The organism is Micromonospora krabiensis, from assembly GCF_900091425.1.
Classification (GTDB): domain Bacteria; phylum Actinomycetota; class Actinomycetes; order Mycobacteriales; family Micromonosporaceae; genus Micromonospora; species Micromonospora krabiensis.
Map to the genome: position 1 here is coordinate 1,575,658 of NZ_LT598496.1, position 18,930 is coordinate 1,594,587.

Annotated in this window: 15 protein-coding genes and 1 pseudogene; 10 read left to right on the top strand and 6 right to left on the bottom strand. The window is 74.0% G+C overall.

The window, feature by feature from the left end; genetic code table 11:
- Positions 1–22 precede the first annotated feature (22 nt).
- From GA0070620_RS06985 to GA0070620_RS06995, 3 genes are all read right to left on the bottom strand, one after another.
- A complete protein-coding gene (locus GA0070620_RS06985; protein WP_377520450.1) occupies positions 23–2,014 on the bottom strand; it encodes an ABC transporter ATP-binding protein in 1,992 nt (663 codons plus the stop codon).
- 111 nt (positions 2,015–2,125) lie between these two features.
- Positions 2,126–3,577, bottom strand: a complete 1,452-nt coding sequence (locus GA0070620_RS06990; protein WP_091589095.1) for an ATP-binding protein — start codon at positions 3,575–3,577, stop codon at positions 2,126–2,128.
- Positions 3,574–5,241 carry an FAD-dependent oxidoreductase gene (locus GA0070620_RS06995; protein ID WP_231922268.1) on the bottom strand — a complete coding sequence of 556 codons (1,668 nt, stop codon included), beginning with the start codon at positions 5,239–5,241 and terminating at the stop codon, positions 3,574–3,576. The genes GA0070620_RS06990 and GA0070620_RS06995 overlap by 4 nt, the downstream gene beginning before the upstream one ends.
- 189 nt (positions 5,242–5,430) lie before the next feature.
- On the opposite strand from GA0070620_RS06995, the gene GA0070620_RS07000 reads away from it, so the two are divergent.
- The 7 genes and pseudogenes from GA0070620_RS07000 to GA0070620_RS07030 all read left to right on the top strand — a co-directional run bounded on the left by GA0070620_RS07000 (position 5,431) and on the right by GA0070620_RS07030 (position 12,011).
- Positions 5,431–7,653 carry a hypothetical protein gene (locus GA0070620_RS07000; protein WP_091589096.1) on the top strand — a complete coding sequence of 741 codons (2,223 nt, stop codon included), beginning with the start codon at positions 5,431–5,433 and terminating at the stop codon, positions 7,651–7,653.
- 22 nt (positions 7,654–7,675) lie between these two features.
- Positions 7,676–8,167, top strand: a complete 492-nt coding sequence (gene smpB, locus GA0070620_RS07005; protein ID WP_091589097.1) for an SsrA-binding protein SmpB — start codon at positions 7,676–7,678, stop codon at positions 8,165–8,167.
- Between the two features lie 223 nt (positions 8,168–8,390).
- A complete protein-coding gene (locus GA0070620_RS07010; protein ID WP_091589098.1) occupies positions 8,391–8,783 on the top strand; it encodes an SCO5389 family protein in 393 nt (130 codons plus the stop codon).
- A 141-nt stretch (positions 8,784–8,924) separates the two neighbouring features.
- Positions 8,925–9,338 (top strand): TOBE domain-containing protein, encoded by a 414-nt coding sequence (locus GA0070620_RS07015; RefSeq protein WP_091589099.1) that lies wholly within the window; start codon positions 8,925–8,927, stop codon positions 9,336–9,338.
- Entirely contained in the window at positions 9,335–10,111 is a 777-nt protein-coding gene (modA, locus tag GA0070620_RS07020) for a molybdate ABC transporter substrate-binding protein (RefSeq protein ID WP_091589100.1), read from the top strand. The genes GA0070620_RS07015 and modA overlap by 4 nt, the downstream gene beginning before the upstream one ends.
- A 42-nt stretch (positions 10,112–10,153) precedes the next feature.
- A pseudogene (locus GA0070620_RS07025) lies at positions 10,154–10,947 on the top strand (ABC transporter permease).
- On the top strand, positions 10,944–12,011 hold the full coding sequence (locus GA0070620_RS07030; protein ID WP_091589101.1) for an ABC transporter ATP-binding protein: 1,068 nt from the start codon (positions 10,944–10,946) through the stop codon (positions 12,009–12,011). The pseudogene GA0070620_RS07025 and the gene GA0070620_RS07030 overlap by 4 nt, the downstream one beginning before the upstream one ends.
- Positions 12,012–12,087: 76 nt before the next feature.
- Here GA0070620_RS07030 and GA0070620_RS07035 read toward each other — a convergent pair whose 3' ends face one another.
- A complete protein-coding gene (locus GA0070620_RS07035; RefSeq protein WP_091589102.1) occupies positions 12,088–12,501 on the bottom strand; it encodes a hypothetical protein in 414 nt (137 codons plus the stop codon).
- Between the two features lie 166 nt (positions 12,502–12,667).
- Between GA0070620_RS07035 and GA0070620_RS07040 the strand changes: the two genes are divergently transcribed.
- On the top strand, positions 12,668–14,167 hold the full coding sequence (locus tag GA0070620_RS07040) for a chitinase (RefSeq protein ID WP_091589103.1): 1,500 nt from the start codon (positions 12,668–12,670) through the stop codon (positions 14,165–14,167).
- A 189-nt stretch (positions 14,168–14,356) separates the two neighbouring features.
- Here the strand turns inward: GA0070620_RS07040 and GA0070620_RS07045 are convergent, their stop codons facing one another.
- Positions 14,357–16,861, bottom strand: coding sequence for a DUF4132 domain-containing protein (locus tag GA0070620_RS07045; RefSeq protein ID WP_091589104.1), 2,505 nt, complete (start codon positions 16,859–16,861; stop codon positions 14,357–14,359).
- Complete coding sequence (locus GA0070620_RS07050; RefSeq protein ID WP_091589105.1) at positions 16,861–17,253, bottom strand: hypothetical protein; 393 nt, start codon at positions 17,251–17,253, stop codon at positions 16,861–16,863. Before GA0070620_RS07050 ends, GA0070620_RS07045 begins: the two co-directional genes overlap by 1 nt.
- 132 nt (positions 17,254–17,385) lie before the next feature.
- On the opposite strand from GA0070620_RS07050, the gene GA0070620_RS07055 reads away from it, so the two are divergent.
- On the top strand, positions 17,386–18,390 hold the full coding sequence (locus tag GA0070620_RS07055; RefSeq protein WP_091589106.1) for an aminoglycoside phosphotransferase family protein: 1,005 nt from the start codon (positions 17,386–17,388) through the stop codon (positions 18,388–18,390).
- Positions 18,391–18,439: 49 nt separating this feature from the next.
- A complete protein-coding gene (locus GA0070620_RS07060; protein ID WP_091589107.1) occupies positions 18,440–18,928 on the top strand; it encodes a GNAT family N-acetyltransferase in 489 nt (162 codons plus the stop codon).
- Positions 18,929–18,930: the final 2 nt, after the last annotated feature.

Below are 18,930 nucleotides of genomic sequence, written 5' to 3' on the forward strand. Positions count from 1 at the left end.
CTGGAGGTCAACAGCATGATCCTCAGTGGCGCACCGCCGGGTCTCCGGTCGGCTCCGGGTCACCGACCGGGCGGGCGTCGGAACGGGCGAGGTAGCCGCTGGCCTGCAGGTCGAACAGCTCCCGGTAGAGGCCGCCCGCCGCCATCAACTCGTCGTGGGTGCCCTGCTGGACGAGCCGTCCCTGGTCGAGGACGAAGATGCGGTCGGCGTGCCGGACGTTGGCCAGCCGGTGGGTGATCAGCACGACCGCGCGGTCCGGCCGCCGACGCAGGTGCTGGAAGAGCGCGTGCTCGGCCCGCGCGTCCAGCGCCGCGGACGGCTCGTCGCAGATGAGCAGCGAGGCGTCGCGGTAGAGGCCCCGGGCGGCGACCAGCCGCTGCCACTGCCCGCCGGAGAGGTCCTGGCCGTTCTTGAACTCGCGATCGAGCAGGGTGTCGTAGCCGTAGGGCAGGGCGGCGATCATCTCGTGGGCGGCGGCCGAACGGGCCGCCTCCTCGACGCTGGGGCCGTGCTGCCCGGGCACCCGGTCATGCCGCCCGATGCGGATGTTCTGCCGCGCGGTGAACGGGAACTTCCACCAGTCCTGGGTCATCACCGCCACGTGCGCGCCGAGGGCACGGGCGTCCAGCTCGGCAGCGTCCACGCCGTCCCAGCGCACCGTGCCGTCGGTGGGCCGGTAGAGCCCGGCGATGAGCTTGGCGAGCGTGGTCTTGCCCGAGCCGTTCTCGCCGACGAGGGCGATCACCTCGCCCCGGCGGACGGTCAGGCTCACCTCGTCGACGGCCGCCCGGTCGGTGTCCGGGTAGCGCAGGCTCACCCCGTCCAGCGTGATCGCGTCGAACCCGTCGACCGCGCCGCTCGCGCCGGTGGTGACGCGCGCGTGGGCCCGCTCGACGAAGTCCCGGTAGTCCTGGTAGTAGAGGGCGTCCTCGTAGAGCGAGTTGGTGGCGAGGACGGCGACGCCGAGGCTGGTGCGGGCCGACTGGAGGGCCAGCAGCGCGGTCGCCGCGGCCGCCAACGCCACCAGACCGCCGAGGAGCAGCGCGCCGAGGACGGCGTAGACGCCGAAGGTGGCCAGGCCGGCGATGCTCGCGCCGACCACCCGGGTGCCGGTCTGCGCCCGGACGAGCCGCAGGTGGGCCTCGGTCTCCACGGCCATCATCGTGCGGTACTCGGAGAGGAGGAACTCGCGCATCTGGTAGGCCCGCACCTCGACGGCGGTCTGCCGGTTGGCCATCAGCCGGGCGAGCATCCACATCCGACGGCGCCGGGTGATGCGGGCGAGCATGGCCAGGTATTGGCGACGGGCCATCCGCACCGCGGTGACCGCCTCCGGCACCGCCGCGAGCAGCAGGCAGGGCAGCAGGAGGGGCTGGATGATGCCCACCGCCACGGCGGTGGCGAGCAGACCCACCACGCCCGTCACCAGGTTGACCGTGTGGTCCACGATGTACGCCGCCTCGGCCATCCCCCGGTCGCGGGCCCGGTCCATCTCCTCGGCGAAGCCGGCGTCGTCGAAGGCGGCCAGGTCGACCGCGGTGGTCGCCTCGAACAGTCGCAGCTCGACCGCGTAGTTGATCTGCGGGGTGAGCCGGGCCTGGGCCCAGCCGGCCGCGATCATCAGGCCACCCCGGGCGGTCACGGCGAGCGCGGCGACCACCAGCGCCGGCAGCGCGCCCCGCACGCGGTCGGGGGTCGGGCCGGCCGCGAACAGCTCCCGCAGCACGTTGGTGGTGGCGAGCAGACCGAACGTGGTGAGCACCCCGGCGACGACGTTCAGCCCGATCGAGGCGAGCGTGTCCTGCCGGCTGGTGGCCCAGGCGAGCGTCACCGCCTCCCGAACCAGCCGGGGCAGCCGCCGGGCCACCGCCCAGAAGCTGGTGTGCGCGAACTCGTCGGCGTGGTGCATCCAGTCGGCGTCGTCCAGCTCCGGGAGGACGGTGGACCCCTCGTCGGGAGGCCGGTCGGACGGCGTCTCGTCGGATGGTGGGCGTTGGCGGGCCACGGACTCCACGGCGCCTCCTTCGGCGGCGACAACGCCCGGAGCGTACGGTGCGCGACGAGACCGTGTCAGCCTGTCACCGGCGTGTCGAACAGCCGTGCCAACGGCGTGTCCGGGTGCGGTTCAGGCGGACTCGCCCCCCGGGTGCGGCTGCTCGGCGGTCAGCGGCAGCAGCACCCGGAACGTGGTGCTGCCCGGCTCGCTCTCCACCCGGATGTCGCCGTGGTGCTTGTGGACCACGATCCGGTACGAGATGTCCAGGCCGAGGCCGGTGCCGGCGCCGACCGGCTTGGTGGTGAAGAACGGCTCGAAGATGCGCGGCCGCACGTCGGGTGAGATGCCGGGCCCGGTGTCGGCGACGTCCACGGTCAGCAGGTCACCGTCCCGGCTGGTCCGGACGGTCAGCGTGCCCTTCTCCCCCATCGCGCCGAGCGCGTTGTCGATCAGGTTGGTCCAGACCTGGTTCAGCTCGGCCGCGTACGCCGGCACCGGCGGTAGCTCCCGGTCGTACTCCTTGACCAGCTTGACCCCGGCGGGCATCTTGGCCTTGAACATCACCAGCGTGGCGTCGAGCAGGTCGTGCACGTCGACCACCTGGAAGGGCGCCCGGTCGAGTTGCGAGTACTGCTTGGCCGCACCGACCAGGCCGGAGATCCGGGTGACCGCGTCACCGATCTCCCGCATCAGCAGCTCGGTCTCGACGGTGTAGGTGAGCCACCGGACGGCGGCCTCCAGGTCCGCCGGCCCGACGCAGGCCGTGACCCGCTCCAGCCAGTCGACGTCCGCCCCGCCGGCCACCAGCGTCGGCGCGAGGTCCCACGCGCCGCTGACGTCGTGCTCGTCGAGCCAGTCGGTGACGACGTCCTCCGCGTCGGACGCCGCCATCGGGGTCAGCTTCGGCGCCGTGGCGACCCGGGCGACCGCCTCCTCCTGCAGCTCCACGAGGCCGTGGAGGCGGGTGCCGTCCAGCCGGCCGTCGGCGATCATCGCGAGCTTGTGCCGCATGCCGGCGACCCGGTCACGCAGCACCGAGGTGGCCCGGACGGCGGCCGCGGCGGGGTTGTTCAACTCGTGGGTCAGACCCGCGGAGAGCGAGCCGAGCGCCAGCAGCCGCTCCCGCTCGCCGATGATCGTCTGGCTGTCCCGCATGCCGACGAACAGCCCCTCCAACAGGTGCATCGCCATCGGGAACCACGAGCGGACGGCCTCGGCGAACGTCTCGGCCGGGAGCACGAAGAACTCCGAGTCGACGATCGCGCGCAGCGTGTTGCGGTAGAGCTTCTCGCTCTGGTCCTCGAGGTAGGCCTGGGTGGCGCCGCCGTACACACCACGCTGGTCGGTGCGGCTGATCTCCAGCTCGTCGCCGTGCACCCGGCGCGACAACGACACCGCACCCCGGAGGAGCACGAAGAAGCAGGTGGCCGCCTCGCCCTCGGCGTACACGACGGTGCCCCCGGCGCGCTGCTCGACGCGGCCGTGCTCGGCCAGCCAGGCCAGCTGGTCGGCGTCGAGGGCCTCGAAGAGGAACAGGGTGCGCAGTTGGTCCGGGGTGATCCGGTCGGTCGGGGTGGTCATTGTGCCTCCAGGTAGCGGTGCACCAACGAGACGGCCATGGCGCCCTCGCCGACGGCGGAGGCGACCCGCTTCACCGACTGGGCCCGCACGTCGCCGGCGGCGAAGACCCCCGGCAGGCTGGTCTCCAGGTGGTACGGGTCGCGGGACAGCGACCAGCCCGGTGGTCGCTGTCCACCGGTGACCAGGTCGGGGCCCGTGACGATGAAGCCGCGGGCGTCGCGGACGAGCACGCCGTCCAGCCAGTCGGTGCGGGGTTCCGCGCCGATGAAGACGAACAGCCACGACGTGTCGACCGTACGCCGCTCGCCGGTGCGGGCGTCGCACAGCGTGAGCCGCTCCAGGTGGTCGCCACCGTCGGCGGAGACCACCTGGGTGTACGGGTGGACGGTGACCTGGTCGATCCGGTCCAGCTGGTCGATCAGGTACCGCGACATCGAGGCGGTCAGGTCCGCGCCCCGGATCAGCAGGTGCACCCGGGCGGCGAACCGGGAGAAGTAGACGGCGGCCTGGCCGGCGGAGTTGGCCCCGCCGACGATGTAGACGTCCTGGTCGACGCAGCTCGGCGCCTCGGTGGCGGCGGAGCCGTAGAAGACGCCCCGGCCGGTGAAGTCGGACAGGCCCGGGGCGTCGAGCACCCGGTAGGAGACGCCGGTGGCCAGCACGACGGTGTGCGCGGCGATGGTGCTGCCGTCGTCGAAGTGCAGCAGGCGGGCGCCGCCGGCCTCGGCCAGACTGGTCACCTCCCGGGTGCTCAGCAGCTCGGCGCCGAACTTCAACGCCTGGCGGCGGGCCCGGTCGGTGAGCTGTGCCCCGGAGACACCGTCGGGGAAGCCCAGGTAGTTCTCGATGCGGCTGCTCTGGCCGGCCTGGCCGCCGGTGGCCCGGCGCTCCACGAGCACCGTACGCAGGCCCTCCGACGCGCCGTACACGGCCGACCCGAGACCCGCCGGGCCGCCACCGACCACCACGAGGTCGTAGAAGTCGGTGGCCGGTTCCACGGTGAGGCCGACCACCTCGGCCAGCTCGGCGGGCGTGGGGCTGATCAGGGTCTTGCCGTCGGCGGTCACCACCAGCGGCACGTCGGACTCGGTGGCGCCCGCGGCGGCCAGCAGCCGGGCTCCCTCGGGGTCGTCGGTCAGCAGCCAGCGGTACGGGATCAGGTTGCGGGCGAGGAAGTCACGCACCTTGAACGAGGGCGCGGACCAGCGGTGCCCCACGACGCGGATCTCGCTGAGCTCCGCGTCGGGGGTGGCGGCCCACGCCTCCAGCAGGCCGTCCACCACCGGGTAGAGCTTCTCCTCCGGCGGGTGCCAGGGCTTGAGCAGGTAGTGGTCGAGGTCCACCACGTTGATCGCCTCGATCGCGGCGTCCGTGTCGGCGTAGGCGGTGAGCAGCACCCGGCGGGCGGCGGGGAACAGGTCCATCGCCGCCTCGAGGAACTCGATCCCGGTCATCTCGGGCATCCGGTAGTCGGCGAGCATCAAGGCCACCCGCTCACCACGCAGCTTGATCTCCCGCAGGGCGTCGAGCGCCTCCGGACCGGAGACGGCCCGCACGACGCGGTAGCGGTCACCGTAGCGGCGGCGGAGGTCGCGGGCCACCGCCCGGGAGACGACCGGGTCGTCGTCGATGGTCAGGATCACCGGGTTCGCCATGGCGCCCATGAAACCACCTCCGCCACGCCAACCGCACCCGCCTCGACCGGTGGTGCGTTCGGTAACGCGCCGGATCCCGCGACCGGGAACGGTGGGTCGGGCCGCCGCGACGGTTGGTCGGCTCTCGGGTGGGTAACCGGCCCGGGCGCCGGCCCGCCGGGGCGCCGGGTCGGGCTGCGCGCACACCTCGGAGGGCCGATGTCGGACACGTCAGGGTCGTCGTCCTGGCCGGCGCCGCCCGGGGAGGTCGTGGAGCTGCGCGTACACGGCGTCTCCGGGGCCGCCGCCGAATCGGTGCTGGACCGGCCGCACGCGTACCAGGTGGCCGGGGACGACAGTGGCGGCTTCTACCGGCCGCGCCCGGGCTACCCGGACAGCACCGGGCCGGATGGCGTCGTCCCGGAGGCCTACCGCTGGAGCGACCTGCCCTCGGGGACGGCGGTACGCACGTTGACGCTCGTGTTCATGTTGCCGTTCATGCTCTGCAACGTGGCGCTCTGGATGCGCCCGTCCGGCACCACCGGCGAGCGGAGCGTCAAGGCCTTCGGGCGGGCCCTCGGGCTCACCCTGACCGCCCTCTACGTCCTCTCCATCGTCGGCGTCGCGCTCGACCTGGTCGCCTGGCGCTGCATGGGCAGCCCCGTCTGCCTGGCCGACCGGGACTGGCTGTCCTGGCTGGGCGAGCGGCCGGTCGGGCTGCGGCTCGCCGTGCTCTCCCTGGTGCCGGTGGCAGCCCTCGGCGCGATCTGGTGGCTCGGGGCGCGGCCGGCCAAGCCGTTCGCCGCGTTCCGCCCACCCCCGCCCGGGGACGACGCGCACCGGCTCGGCGCGATCGGCCAGTGGGATGCCGGCCCGTTCGTCGGCCGACTGCGGTCGGTCCACGTCGCCGTCGGGTTCGGCACCCTGGACGCCAGCCTGCTCGCCGCGCGCATGAGCACCGACTCGTCGGCGCCCGTCGTCGCGCTCGCGGTGCTGGTCGGGGTCCTCCTGGTGGCCTGCCTGGCGGTGGTCTGCGCGCACCCGATGATCGATCGTCCGGTCGCACCGGGGGCGGACCGGATCACCCGGGGCCTGCGGACGGCCGCGTGCGTGCTGACCCCGCTGGTCCTCGCCGTGATCCTGGTCGACCCGGCCCCCTGGCCGCAGCATGACGGCCTGCCCCGGTACGGCGCGACGGTGGCCGGCATCTTCGTCGCCCAGACGGCGTTGCTGGCCGCCATCGCGATCTTCACGATGGTGCAGCGACAACCCCGTCGGCCGTCGAGCGGTCGGGGCATGGCGACCACCGCGGCCGTCGCCACCGGGCTCGCGGTGGCCTTCTCCTCCGAGTTGGTCTACCGCTTCGCGGACGTGCTCGACCGGCAGGCGCCCACCGCGGAGCAGATCGAGACGAGCCCGCCGCTGGCGTACAAGTGGGCGATCTTCGGGTTCGTCGTCGCGGTGGTCAGCAGCCTCGCGGCCGCCGGAGTGGTCACCCTCGCCTCCCGCCCGGCCCGGATGCGCGCCGGGGCCGCGATCGTCGCCCGGGACTTTCCCGACGCGCCGCCCGAGGCCGCGCCGCGGCTGCGCCAGGTGCAGCGGACCATCGCCCGGGCCCGGTTCACCGACCGGCTCGAGTCGCTGGCCATGGTGTACGCCGCGCTCGTCGCGGTGGGCTTCGCCACCACCATCCTCGGCCTGATGGGAGAGCACCCGGCCGAGCTGATCGACAGCGCTCTGCCGATACCCGGCGAGTTCGTGACGTTCTTCATCGGCCTCGGCAGCTACGTGATCGGGGGCATCCTCCTCGCCCTGCTGATCGGCGGGATCTTCGCCTACCGGACGGCCGAGTTCCGGCGGTACGTGGGCGTGATCTGGGACCTGGGCACGTTCTGGCCGCGCGCGGCCCACCCCTTCGCCCCCGCGTGCTACGCGGAGCGGGCGGTGCCGGAGCTGACCAAGCGGATCACCTACCTGGTGGGCCGGGGCGACGCCGTCCTGCTGTCCGGGCACAGCCACGGATCGGTGCTGCTCGCGGCCACCGTGCTGCAACTGCCGGACGGGGTCGGCGAGCGGGTCGCGCTGCTCACCTACGGCTCGCCGCTGCACCGCCTCTACTCCCGGCTCTTCCCCGCGTACGTCGACGACGACGTGCTGCGAGAGGTGGGCAAGCGGGTCGGTTGGCGGTGGATCAACCTCTGGCGGGACACCGACCACATCGGCGGCTGGGTGTTCTCGCCGCACCGTCCGGGAGACCCGGACCGCCCGCACGACCCGGCCTGGGCGGTGGACCGGCGGCTGGTGGACCCCAACGGCGTCGTGGCGCCGCCGAGTGACAGTGTGCCGCCGCAGATCCACGGCCACTGGCCGTGCGAGTCGGACGAGCGGTTCGTGGCCGCGGTGCGCGAGCTGACCGGGCGACTGCGCGCCGGGGGCGGCTGACCCGACCGATATCCTCGGGCGGGTGAACGCCTCCAGGCAGCCCGAGCGCCGGCTGATCGCCTCGAACAAGCGGGCGCGGCACGACTACACCGTGCTCAAGACCTACGAGGCCGGGATCGCGCTGATGGGCACCGAGGTCAAGTCGCTGCGGGAGGGTCGGGCGTCGCTGGTCGACGCGTTCGCCCAGGAGCGCGACGGCGAGATCCTGCTGTACGGGCTGCACATCGCCGAGTACGCCTACGGCACCTGGACCAACCACCAGCCGCGGCGGACCCGCAAGCTGCTGCTGCACCGGGCGGAGATCGATCGGATCCTCGCGAAGACACGCGAGGGCGGCGTCACGCTCGTGCCGCTGTCGATGTACTTCGAGAACGGCTGGGCGAAGGTGGAACTCGCGCTGGCCCGGGGGCGCCGCTCGTACGACAAGCGGCAGGCCCTCGCCGAGCGGGACGCGAACCGGGAGATCGCCCGGGAGATGGGCCGCCACCTGAAGGGCCACCCGCGCCGGGGCTGAGCCGCCGCCCCGCACCGGCACCGCCGCACACCCTGCCGCGCGCCCCTCTGCCACGTCCCGCTGTCGCCTCCTGGCGTCGCGTCCGCCTCGCCGTCCGGCGGAGGCGGTCGTCGGCGTGTCCGCAGCCGGCACGCCGGCACCCTGTTGACCCGTCTCGGGCCACGTGGTGTGCTCGCGTGCAGACCGTAATGACAACGGTTTTCGTTACTGAATGGAGGATCAGATGTCCCTCACCGTCCCGCCCTCGCTGCTCGACGCCGCCGAACGCGGACCGGTCGACGACGCGGACTTCGTCGCCTGCGTCCGCGACTCCCTGCCGTACGCCTGGCAGACCGTGAGCCGCGTGGTCGCCGAGCTGGAGACCACCGGCGGCGACCACGCCGACAACGTGGAGCCGCCGGCGACCGACGCCGAGCGCGGCCAACTGCTGCGCGCGCTGGCCAGCGACGCCATCCGCGGCGGCCTGGAGCGGCACTTCGGCGTGCGCCTGGCGTTCCAGAACTGTCACCGGGTGGCCGCGTTCCGCACGACGGCGGTCGACTCCCCCGCGTACCGCGCGTTCGTCTCGCCCCGCGGCCAACTGCTCAACCAGTCGCCCGAGCTGCTCAACTGCTGATCGCGTCCCCGGGCCGTCCGGAGTGCCGGCGCTCCGGACGGCCCGGCTACCGCAGATGCGGGGCCATCAGCGGCTCAGTCGCCGCGACCGCCTACCGGTCCGGCCCTTCTCCCTCGCACCTGCGGGCGCTATCGTGACCGCGTGGGAGCGTTCCGGATAGGGGAGACCGCCGACCTGCTCGGCGTCAGCACGGACACGGTGCGTCGCTGGATCGACGCCGGCCGGTTGCCCGCCGGCCGCGACGCGCACGGGCACCGCATCGTCGACGGGGTCGACCTGGCCGCGTTCGCGCGCAGCCAGGGCGCCGACCCCGAGGCGGGCGCCGACTCGTCCTCGGCCCGCAACCGGCTGCGGGGCATCGTGGTCAACGTCGTGAAGGACACCGTGATGGCCCAGGTCGACATCCAGGCCGGGCCGTTCCGGATCGTCTCACTGATGAGCCGGGAGGCCGTCGACGACCTGGATCTGCGGGTCGGGTCGATCGCCGTCGCGGTGATCAAGTCGACCACCGTGGTGGTGGAGCGACCCGGCGCCCGCGAGCGGGTGGACGCATGAGGCCCGCCCGGACCCGAGGAGTCCTCGCGGCGGCCGCCGCCCTGGCCCTGACGCTCGCCGGCTGCGGCGACGGCGGCACCGCTGGCGGGTCCGGCGGCACCGGCACGGTGACCGTGTTCGCCGCGGCGTCGCTGACCGAGTCGTTCACCCGGATCGGCCGTGACTTCGAGGCCGCCCACCCGGGCACCACCGTCGTGTTCAACTTCGCCGGCAGCTCCGCCCTGGCCACCCAGATCAACCAGGGCGCGCCGGCGGACGTCTTCGCCTCGGCCGCCCCGGCCACCATGGCGACGGTCACCGACGCCGGCAACGCCGACGGCACGCCGAACACCTTCGTCCGCAACCAGCTCGTCATCGCCGTCGCGAAGGACAACCCGAGGGGCATCGTCGGGCTGGCCGACCTCGCCCGCCCCGGGACCACGGTGGCGCTCTGCGCCCCACAGGTGCCGTGCGGCGGCGCCGCCCGCACCGCGCTCGACGCGGCCGGGGTGACGCTCACACCGGTCACCCTCGAACAGGACGTGAAGGGCGCCCTCGCCAAGGTGCGCCTCGGCGAGGTCGACGCCGCCCTGGTCTACCGCACCGACGCGAGAGCCGCGGCCGCGGACGTGACCGGGATCGAGTTCCCCGAGTCGTCCCGGGCCGTCAACGACTATCCCATCGCGGTCCTCAAGGACGCCCCGAACCCGGCCGGCGGACACGCCTTCGTCGACCACGTGCGCTCCGACGCCGGTCGGGCCGTGCTCACCGCGGCCGGTTTCCAGTCCCCGTGACCGCGACCACGGACGCACCGCCCACCGCGCCGTCCCGCCGGCGTGCGCCGTCCCGGCGCGCGGCTCCGCCGCTGGCGCTGCTGCTCCCGGCCGGGCTGGGCCTGCTCTTCCTGGTCCTGCCGCTGGCCGGCCTGCTGGTCCGGGCCCCCTGGTCGACGCTGCCGCAACGGCTCACCGAACCGGGCATGCTGACCGCGCTGCGACTGTCCCTGCAGACGGCGACCCTGGCCACCCTGCTCTGCCTGCTGCTCGGGGTGCCGCTCGCCTGGCTGCTGGCCCGCGTCGAGTTCCGGGGCCGGCGGTTCGTCCGCGCCCTGGTGACCGTGCCGCTGGTGTTGCCACCGGTCGTCGGCGGGGTGGCGCTGCTGCTGGTCTTCGGCCGCCGCGGCCTGCTGGGCGGCTGGCTGGACGCGACGTTCGGGATCACGCTGCCGTTCACCACAGCCGGGGTGGTGCTGGCGGAGGCGTTCGTGGCGATGCCGTTCCTCGTCATCGCGGTGGAGGGGGCGCTGCGCGCCGCCGACCCCCGCTACGAGGAGGCCGCGGCCACCCTCGGCGCGAGCCGCTGGACCACGTTCACGCACGTGACGCTGCCGTTGGTCGGGCCGGGGCTGGCCGCCGGCGCGGTGCTCTGCTGGGCGCGGGCGCTCGGCGAGTTCGGCGCCACCATCACCTTCGCCGGCAACTACCCGGGCCGCACGCAGACGATGCCGCTCGCCGTCTACCTGGCGCTGGAGACCGACATCGAGGCCGCCATCGTGCTCAGCCTCGTGCTGCTCACCGTCTCGGTCACCATCCTCGCCGCGCTGCGCGACCGCTGGATCACGGCACCGTGACCGGCCCGCTGCTCGACGCCCGGCTCGTGGTCGACCGCGGCTCGTTCCGGCTGGACGTGCCGCTGCGGGTCGCCGCCGGGGAGGTGGTCGCGCTGCTCGGCCCGAACGGCGCCGGCAAGACCACGGCGCTGCGGGCCCTGGCGGGCCTGCACCCGCTCACCGACGGGCACGTCACCCTCGACGGGGTGGACCTCGACCGACCGGCGCACGGCGCGTGGGTGCCGACCGAGCGGCGCCGCGTCGGCGTCGTCTTCCAGGACTACCTGCTCTTTCCGCACCTCACCGCGCTGGACAACGTGGCCTTCGGGCCCCGGCGCCACGGCGCGGACCGGCGCGCCGCGCGGGACACCGCCCGGCAGTGGCTGGATCGGGTCGGGCTGGGTGGCCAGGCGCACCGCCGGCCGCGGCAACTCTCCGGCGGCCAGGCGCAGCGGGTCGCGCTGGCCCGCGCGCTCGCGGTGACGCCGTCCCTGCTGCTGCTCGACGAGCCGCTGGCCGCACTGGACGCCCGCACCCGGGCGGAGACCCGCGCGGAACTGCACGGCCACCTCGCCGCCCACCCGGGTGCAACGCTGCTGGTCACGCACGACCCGCTCGACGCGCTCGCCCTCGCCGACCGGCTGGTCATCGTGGAGGGTGGCCGGGTGGTGCAGGAGGGCGACGGCGCGAGCGTGACAGCGCGTCCGCGCACCGACTACGTGGCCCGGCTGGTCGGGTTGAATCTGCACCGCGGCCGGGCCGGCGGGGACCAGGTGCGCGTCGCCGACGACCTGACCCTCACCGTCGCCGACCGGGTCGACGGGGACGCCTTCGTGGCGTTCCGCCCGGCCGCGGTGGCGGTGCATCCCGGTCGCCCGGACGGAAGCCCGCGCAACACCTGGCCGGCCACCGTCGGGGGCGTCCAGCGGCATGGCGACTACCTGCGGGTGCGGCTCGACGGGCCGATCGTGGTCGCCGCGGACGTCACCCCGGCCGCGGCGGCCCAGTTGCGGCTCGCGCCGGGTCGACGGGTGTGGGCGGCGGTGAAGGCGGCTGAGACGCACGCCTATCCGGCCACCGGCTGACCCGCCCGCAGCAGGTCGCGACGGGCGCGGGCCGGATCAGTAGACGAACAGGTCGCGACGGGCGGCGGCCGGGCGGTCAGTCGGCGAGCAGGTCGGCGTGGGCGGCCCGGAGCCGGGCCAGCGATGGATTGCCGCCCGGCACGGCTCGCCGGTCGAGCTCGGCCCACGCCTCGGCGAGCGCGGCGCGGACCGCGCGCAGCTCGGCGGCGTGCCGGCGGCTGCTCTGTCGGTGCAGCTCGTCGAGCCGGCGGGCCCAGCCGGCGGTGACGGTGGCGAGCCGGTCGGCGTCGGCGCGGGTCTGGGCCAGGGTGCGGGCGGCGGCGGCCGGCACGATCGCCGCCACCGGTCTGGGGTCACCGTCGCGGGTGACGACGGTGACGGTGTCGGTGGCCTCGGCCAGCGCGACGAGCTGGGTCAGCCGGGAGCGCACCTCACGCAGGGGCAGGGCGCGTGGCTGGTCGGATCGAGGGGGCAACGCGGGGACAGCCATGGATGGATGCTGCCCGCCGGGTACGACAGAAATCGCCGGCCGGCGCGCGAGGAACCCGTCCCCGGACCCCCCTGGACATCTACAGTTAACAATCCTAATAATTAGGCATCCGTCGATCCGACGGCTCACCGACCGGGAGGTCCGGATGCGTCGCCCTGCCCGTACCGTGCTGCTCGCCGCGTTGGCGGCGCTCGCCACCGCCGCCGCCACCACCCTCACCCTCGCCGCGCCGGCCCGGGCCGCCGGTCCGACCGCCACGTTCGTGAAGACCGCCGAATGGGGCACCGGGTGGGAGGGGAAGTACACGATCACCAACGGTGGCTCCGGCACGCTCAACGGCTGGCAGGTCGCCTTCACCCTGCCCGCCGGCACCACCCTCGGGTCCTACTGGGACGCCACCGTGAGCAGCTCCGGCCAGCGGCACACCTTCACCAACCGCTCCTGGAACGGCACCGTCGCGCCAGGCGCGTCGGTCAGCTTCGGCTTCCTGGCCACCGGCTCCGGGTCTCCCACCGACTGCACGCTCAACGGGGCACCGTGCGGCGGCGGCACTCCCACGACGCCCCCCACCACTCCCCCGCCCACGACGCCCCCGCCGCCCACGACGCCCCCGCCGACCACCCCGCCGCCGACCACCGGGCTGCCGCGCCACGCGCTGATCGGCTACCTGCACGCCAGCTTCGCCAACGGCTCCGGCTACCTGCGGATGGCCGACGTCCCGGCCGACTGGGACATCATCAACCTCGCGTTCGGCGAACCCACCTCGGTCACCTCCGGCGACATCCGCTTCCAACTCTGCCCCGTGGCCGAGTGCCCGGGCGTGGAGACCGAAGCCGAGTTCATCGCGGCGATCCGGGCCAAGCAGCAGCAGGGCAAGAAGGTGCTGCTCTCCATCGGCGGCCAGAACGGACAGGTGCAGCTCACCACCACCGCCGCCCGCGACACGTTCGTCCGGTCGGTCGCCGCCATCATCGACCGGTACGGCCTCAACGGGCTGGACATCGACTTCGAGGGTCACTCCCTCTACCTGAACGCCGGAGACACCGACTTCCGCAACCCCACCACACCGGTGATCGTCAACCTGATCTCGGCGATCCGCACCCTCAAGCAGCGCTACGGCGCGGGCTTCGTCCTCACCATGGCACCGGAGACGTTCTTCGTGCAGCTCGGCTACCAGTTCTACGGGCCGGGCCCGTGGGGCGGGCAGGACCCGCGCGCCGGGTCGTACCTGCCGGTCATCCACGCGCTGCGCAACGACCTCACCGTGCTGCACGTCCAGAACTACAACTCCGGCCCGATCATGGGGCTCGACAACCAGTACCACACCATGGGCAGCGCCGACTTCCACGTCGCGATGACCGACATGCTCCTCGCCGGCTTTCCGGTCGCCGGCAACACCTCGGCGATGTTCCCGGCGCTGCGCGAGGACCAGGTGGCGTTCGGGGCGCCGTCCTCGGTCAGCGCCGGCAACGGCTACCTCGCACCGGCCGGCGTGCAGGCGGCGGTCACCTGCCTGGTACGCAGCCAGGGCTGCGGCGGCTACGCCCCGCGCAGCGGCACCAACCCGGACTTCCGCGGCCTGATGACCTGGTCGATCAACTGGGACCGCTACTACAGCTGGGAGTTCCGGCTCCAGCACGGCCCGTTCCTGAAGGCGCTGCCCTGACGGCCGGTGGCCCCACCCGACACCGTGCGGGGCCACCCCCGCGCCAACGATCCGGGCGTCAACCGTCCACAGGAGACAGCCGAAGATCCGGGCGAGCGCCAGCCGGCCGCCGCTGAACCACCCCGGGTCGGTGGTCCGGCAAGACCATCGACCCGGGGCTCGGCCGTGCCCGCGAGGGCGGGACCGGGGTCAGCGCCGCCGCAGCTGGGACAGGATCGTCGGGTCGGTGATCTCCGTGTCCCGGGCGAGCATCAGCGCCTTGCTGAGGATGACGCCGAGCATGCGGTCGCCCTCGAACGGAAGGAAGACGTCGCCCGTCCCGGCGGCCGCCGACTGCTGCGGCACGATGCACAGGTACTCGTCGTTGGGGCTCATCAGGATGTTGCCCGACCCCAGGTGGATGCGGTAGCTGCGCAGGTCCCCCCGGACGGTGAGGAACCGCCCCTCCACCCGGCACCGGTCGGCGACGGCCAGCCGGGGCACGAGCCGGTCCAGCAGGTCCCGCCGGGTCTCGGCGGTGGCGGACAACTCGCCGAAGCCGTACGACTCCCAGTACTCCCGGTATCGGCCGGCCGGCCCGCCGTCCTGCCAGGTCGGGTCGTTGCCGACACTGGCCACCCCCACGAAGAGGTCGACGTCGCGCATCACCTCGCTGAACACGAGCGGCGGGATCTGGTCCAGGGCCAGCGGGGCGACCGGGTCGGCGCCGGGACCGATCCACTGTTCGTAGCCACCACCACCGGCGTGGGCGGAGTTCTCCGGCGCGCGCACCGGGTAGAAGCGCACCTGGTCGGTCACCAGACGCAGGTAGGCGCCGGACTCGGTGGTGTCCACCTCGTACTCGTCGCCGGCGCCCTCCACCCAGTATTCGGCCCGCAGCCCCCAATCGGGCAGCTCCCTGGTGGCCGGCGGGTAGGTGTCGTCGACCATCAGCCGCAGCCGGTTGCGCCAGCCCCGCACCGCGGCCAGGGCGTGGAACTGGTGCTGGCGCAGCACGTGCGCGGCGAACCGGTTGGAGTAGACGCCGGTGCGCTCCTCCGCGGCGGTCAGCACGTAGACCTCGCGGTGCGCCTGCTTGAACGGCTGCACCACGGCGTGCCGCTCCAGCCACTCCCGCCAGGCCAGCACCTCGGCGACGTCGTGGCCGATCGGATGCCACAGAGTCACCGTCGCGTCGTCCGCCGGGCTGAGCGGCGCGTCATCCACCGTGCGCAGCGCACCGTCGGCCCAGCCGCACGGCACGCCGTCGACCTGCCAGATCAGCCGCCGCCCGAGCGTGCCGACCAGGGGATGGTCCAGGTAGCGTGCCCGCCAGGCGTCGAAACGCCAGCGGCGCTGGGCGAGGAACTGCCGGTCCAACCGCTCCGCCTGCGCGGACAGCATCTTCTCGACGTCCTTCGCGGCGGCCTTGAGTTCCCGAAGCTCCTCCGGGTGCTCGCGGCGGACCGCCGCCGGCACCGTCCGCACCGGACGACCGGCGGCGTTGCGCCAGCGCAGGGCCACCGCGCCGCCGTCCACCACCAGCTCTGCGGTGGCGTCACCGAACGCCTCGGTCCGGCTCCCCACGGCGGTCAGGCCGTACGTCGGGACGGCCAGTTCCTCGACCTCGGCGCGGGACAGGCCGAGGGCCTCCGCCCGCCGGTCCAGCGCGGCGTTCAGCTCCTTGAGCGTGCCCTTGTAGGTGACCCGCGCGGTCAGCCGGGCGAGCTGCGCGAGGGCGTGTTCGCCGCCGAGTCGGGCCAGTGCGTAGACCGCCGCGTTGGCGACCTTCGGGTTGCGGGGGCCCAGGCCGGCGACCTTGCGCAGGGAGGTCTCCACGATCCGGCCGAGCACGCGGGCGGTGTCGGCGTCGGCGTCGTCGGGGGTGGCCACGGCGAGCAGCCAGATCAGGCCCCGCAGGGCTGTCGCGTTGAACGGGTCGTAGGCCTGGGCGACGTCGTAGCCGTGGTAGGTCGCCGCGACCGGGGCGGTGCGCGGGCGGCCGACCAGCGCCAGCCAGCCGAGGGCGGCGGTGCGGTAGGCCGGTGCGCCGACGTGGTCCAGCAGCGCGCCGGCCTGCCGCTCCCACCGGGCGGTGGGTCGGGCGGCGGTCGCGGTCAGCGCGTGGGCCACCAGCTCGGGCCACCCGGCGCCGAGGTCGGGCAGCTCGGCCAGCAGCCGGTCGGCCCACGCCTCGCCCGGGTTGAGCAGCGGCTCGCGGAGCACCCGGACGAGGTCGTGCAGCGGGCCGCTGGTCTGGTAGCCGGTCAGCACGGTGCGGCGCAGCGAGCCGACGAGCGGGCCGGGCAGAGCGCCGTCGGCCCGGTAGACCATCCGGCTGAGCGTCGCGAGCTGGTCGGGCGGCCACCACGTCCACTGCCGGGCCGCGTGGTCGAGCAGGCGCCGCGTCTCGGCGAGGGGGACGTCCGCGCCGAGGTGCCGGACGATGATCGTCACCAGCGCGGTCAGCGCCCCCGCGTCGTCGGCCGGATCGTCCGCCGCCAGGCGCTCGACCAGGGCCGTGGCCAGCCGGGCGCGCCGCTGCTCGGGCAGCGCGTCGAGCACGTCGGTGACCCTGCGGCCGTCGTGGCCCCAGTGGCCGCCGTTGAGTCGGGCGATCTCGGCCAGCTCCGTGACGAGCCCGGGGAGGTCGTCGTCCGCGGCGTAGCGGCGTACGGCGGCGACCCGCTCCGGGTAGAGCGACGTGGCGGGCATCAGCCACCCACCAGCGGGACGAGCTTGAGGAAGCAGACCTCGGTGCCCGACCGCAGCTGCACCTCGGCATCGAGCTGGTCGACCTGCCGGTCGTCGACGAGCACCACGAAGCCGTTACGGCCGAACGCCTCGACCGCGCGGGTGAACTGCTCCTCGGTGTCGACCCGGCGGGGTGTGCGCAGGCGGTAGCCGTTGAGCGTCCGCTCGGCGTCGCCGGGCTGCACCAGACCACGGAACACCTCGGGCTGCCGGGCGTTGTACTCGGCCACCTCCTGGAAGACCCGGCGGCGGATCAGCTCCCGCAGCGGCAGCCGCTCCTCGAAGATCTCCAGATGCCACGCGTCGGCCCGGGAGCCGGCGGTGGTCTCGTCGACGAACCTCACCATCACCATGGCCGCGGAGTCTAGGGACGGCCACCGACAGGTTCGTCTCGTCCATCGTGGAGGGCCACGCACGGGGCCAGGACGTACTAGCCTTGCCGCCGTGGACCTGATGCGGGGCGGGCCGACGCTGGGCGGTGTCCGGTGACCGCGCCCAGCCCGACCCAGCGCCCGGTCACCCCGAACGACGTCGCCCGGCTGGTCCGCGCCTCGTTCGGACCGACGCCGGGACTGGCCGACTGCGGGCCGCTCGGCGGCGGCGGCTTCGCGACGGTGTGGTGGGCCCGCCTCGACGACGGCCGCCGGGTGGTGCTGAAGGTCGCCCCGTCGCAGGACGCCCGGCTGCTCCGTTACGAGCGGGGCCTGTGCGCGGCCGAGGACCACTACTTCCGCCTGGTGGCCACGCGCGCGCCACGGGTGCCGGTCCCGCCGGTGCTGCACCACGGCGTCGACCCGGCGTACGGCGAATGGCTGGTCACCGGCCTGCTGCCCGGCCGCTCCCTCGCGGACCTCGCCGCCGACGGCGCGGACGACGGCGCGGCGCGACACGACCTCGGCGTGGCCCTCGCCGCGCTGCACGAGGTGACCGGCGACCGGTTCGGCTACGAGGGCGACCGCGCGTCCGGGTCGACGTGGCCGGAGGCGTTCGCCGCGATGGTGGACGAGCTGCTCGCCGACGCGACCGACTGGGCGGTACGGCTGCCGGTTCCGCCGGACCGGCTCCGGGCGCTGGTCCGGCGGCACGAGGCGGCGCTGGACGTCGTACGCCGTCCGGCGTTGTTGCACTTCGACCTCTGGGACGGCAACGTCCTCGCCGCGCCCGCCCCGGACGGCCGGCTGCGGTTGACCGGCCTGGTCGACGGGGAGCGCTACCTGTACGGCGATCCGCTGATGGACCTCGTCTCCCCGGTGCTGGGGCGCCGCGCCGAGGACGAAACCGATCATCCGACCCTGCGCGGCTACCGGGAGGCGGCGCCGTTCGACCTGGACGCGGCCGCCCGCCGACGGCTGAGCCTCTACCGGCTGCACCTCTACCTGCTGATGACCGTGGAGATGCCCAGCCGGGGCATGACCCCGCAGACCCATCCGCAGCGGCACACCTGGTTGGCGACGGTGCTCGACGCGGAGCTCACCGCGCTCGCCGGGTGACCGGCGGAACCCGGTTGCCGTCCGCACCCGGCGTTCCTAGCATCGCCGGGTGCGGATTCGGGAGTTCGTGGCGCGGGACTGGGACCAGGTGTGGCCGATCGTCGAGCAGGTGGTCCGCGAGCGGGAGACCTTCACCTACGACCCGGCCCTGACCGCCGAGACCGGGTACGACCTCTGGGTGGAGGCGGCACCGGGGCGGACGGTGGTGGCGGTCGACGACGACGGACGGGTCCTCGGCACCGCCAAGATGAGCACGAACCGTCCCGGTCCGGGCTCACACGTCGCCACGGCCAGCTTCATGGTCGCCGCGGACGCGCGGGGCCACGGCGTCGGCACCGCGCTGTGCCGGGACGCCCTGGCCTGGGCGCGGCGGAAGGGTTACGCGGGCATGCAGTTCAACGCCGTGGTCGAGTCGAACCGAGCGGCGGTGGACCTGTACCAGCGTGCGGGCTTCGCCGTCGTCGGCACGGTCCCCGGCGCGTTCCGCCACCCGACCCTCGGGCGGGTCGGCCTGCACATCATGTACCAGGAGTTCTGAGC